This window comes from Paenibacillus sp. 01L418, assembly GCF_056400045.1.
Genome location: NZ_JBFTSN010000627.1, coordinates 1 through 2,838, shown reverse-complemented (window position 1 = coordinate 2,838; position 2,838 = coordinate 1). Strand labels below are relative to the sequence as shown.

The 2,838-nt window shown below is 45.3% G+C and carries 2 protein-coding genes; one reads left to right on the top strand and one right to left on the bottom strand.

All coding sequences use genetic code 11. From position 1 onward, the window contains the following. The coding region (locus AC1DSE_RS33820; protein WP_477528965.1) for a type 2 periplasmic-binding domain-containing protein at nt 1–1,004 on the top strand (1,004 nt) is incomplete at its 5' end. Between the two features lie 84 nt (nt 1,005–1,088). Here AC1DSE_RS33820 and AC1DSE_RS33815 read toward each other — a convergent pair. Continuing rightward, nucleotides 1,089–2,838: helix-turn-helix domain-containing protein (locus tag AC1DSE_RS33815; RefSeq protein ID WP_477528964.1), on the bottom strand; the 1,750-nt coding region annotated here is incomplete at its 5' end.

Here is a 2,838-nt window from a genome sequence, read left to right as displayed (position 1 = left end):
GGGCAACAGAGCCTAAGACAACAGAAGAGCTGTACGCCTATCTGAAGCGTGTTAAGACTGAAGACCCGAATGGAAACGGTAAGCAGGATGAAATTCCGCTCACATCCGACAAACTGAACGATTTGCGCATGTACTTCCTCGGTTTCTGGGGCATTTATGATGAGGTCGTTTATGCCGATAAGGATGGCAAAGTACATTACACGCCACAAGAAGAGGGTTACAAAGGATATTTAACGTTCCTCAACCGTCTATGGAAAGAGGAATTGCTGGACCACGAGACCTTCTCGCAAACAGGTGAACRGAAGAAAGCAAAAGGGAAAAACAATCAAATTGCTTTGTTCAACGACTATTACCCTTACTTTACGCTAGGCGGCGAACCAAGCGAAGACAACCCGTTGATGACGCCAGTGAAAAGTGAAATTGCTGATTCTCCTGTCTATGGCAAGCACCCTGGTATTTCAGCGAATGGTACCTTCGCCATCACAAGCAGCAATCCGGCTCCAGAGGCAACTATGCGTTGGGTAGATTACCTATACAGCTATGAGGGCGCTACCTTGTTCAATCAAGGTCCTGAGAACCTTCTGTGGAAATATAAAAACAAGGAAACGCATGAAAAGGAATGGCTTCCTGTTCCAGGCGGCATCGACCGTGAAGAATACCGCGGAACGATGACACCAAACTATGGTATTCTAACGCCGGGTATGAACTCAAGCGATGTTGCCGTAGGCCTTCGTAGCGAATTCGATCTATGGATCGATAAGCAAAATGCAGAGAAACTTACACCAATCGCAAAACCGCCTTACCCTAACGTTTATTTGACAAATGAAGAGCAAACTGAGGCTTCTGCTTTGTTATCTGATCTGAACACTTACGTTACACAGATGGAAGCGAAGTTCGTAACGGGCCAGGAGCCGCTCTCCAATTGGGACAAGTATTTAGAGCAAATTAAAAAAATGGGCGGAAATCGGATTGCTGAGCTTTACCAAAGCGCATACGACAGATAATTGACAGATAAATAAACGAACAAGAGCATGAACCCAGAAACAGCAAAAACCCGGTCATGCGAAATGCTGACCGGGTTTTGTTTATTATTCATCATCTGAATCAGAAAGCAATTGCGCCTGTTCGTTCTCCCAGAATTGCTTGCGATATTGACCAGGCGTATAGCCGGTTTCTTTCTTAAATTTGCGTATAAAGTTAGGCGTATCCAAATAGCCGACTTGAATAATGATGTCCTTAAGCGGTGCGTTTGTCGTTTTCAGATGATGCATAACCTCTTCCATTCTTTTTTGCCAAATGTATTGGATGAAGTTAAGTCCCATCTTTTCCTTAAATGAACGGCTCACATGTGATGGCGAGATGGCATACTCATATGCAATCGTTTCTAGACTGAGCGTATGATCTCTAAAATGCTCATCGATGTAGGAGACGATCCGATCAATCTGTGATTGCTCCTCCTTCTGATTGTTGCGCTCCACTTGATTGCAGATTCGGGAGGCGAGATTCAGAAAGCCAGTCTCAATTTCATCCAAGGAATGGCTGTAAATCATATTAGGAGCCATGTCTTGAATCACATTTTGAATGCCAAGCTCGGATGCGGTTTTTAGCATCGTATTCAAAATGTCAAAGCATATGCAGCGTTTGAGCAGGGCAGACAGCTCGGATGATTGCAGGCTGCGGATCGATGGGCTGATCATTTGTGCAGCTACATCATAGCTTCCTTGCTTTAAGCTTTGAGAAAGCTTGAGCAATGAATTATTCGGTATCCAAAAGGTATGATCCGGTGTATCTTGCAGCTTCTCGAAATAAGTGATCGTGCCATGACCGCTTGTCGCTTGCAGTTCAAAAGCTGAGCAAGCTTCAATAAAGGACTGATTCAGCTGGTCAGGGCTTGAATAGCAGGTTCCAACGCCAATCGTAGGCGTAACATCAAACGTCTCTAGTATCGTGTAGAGCACCGCTTCAGCAATGTGGCGCACAGGAACCAATTCCTGCTCGGCTTGATCCCTATTAAAGCTGATAATGAGTGCAAGCTGATCCAGCTGAGGGAGCTCTACGCCATAGGCATGAGCAGCCAGCTCCGGGAATTCGATTTGGGAGAGCAGCTCTATCATTTCTTGCCRCTCCTGTCGTTCTTCTTGCGTATCTTCGATTTCATCCCATCCAATCACCATAACAAAGTGATGAGATTGGTCGAAATGAAGATCGAAGGCCTCTTGCAGCTCTGGTGAAAGACTTTGCGCATTCCCATATTTCAGGAGCATGGACAAAAAGTGATTGCGAGCGTATGGCTCTTGAAGATCAACTCGCGAGCTGTATTGCTGCAGCGCTGTTCGTATTCGATCAAGCTCGTTCCCGTTTTCGGTTGATTGATCAGCGGAATGCTTCGGCTTGGATTTGGAATTTGCGAACTCTACAAGCGTAGAAATCGGCAGGTATTGCATTCTAGCAAGCACGAGGGCAATCGCCGCTCCAACGACCACAACGATGAGGAACAGCATGACGATGAAGCTGCGGACATGCACTACGCTGCTAAGAAACTGGGAACTTGGCATGACGGTGACATAAGTCCATCCATTATTTTCCGATTTTACGGATACGATGGAATGCGGCTTGCCATTTAAGGTTTTATCGTGAATGCCTGGCGCGAGACTATATAGAGACTGCGCCTCTGCATTCGTTAAGGCTTCTCCCTGGCGATTGTCTACTAGAATTTGACCTTTGTTGTCCAAAATATAAGTCAAGCCTTGATAATTGCCTAGAATAGAATCAATTAAACTCGTAAGCTCTGATTCTTTAATTAGATACATAATCGTTCCATGTGGATTAGGGTTGTAC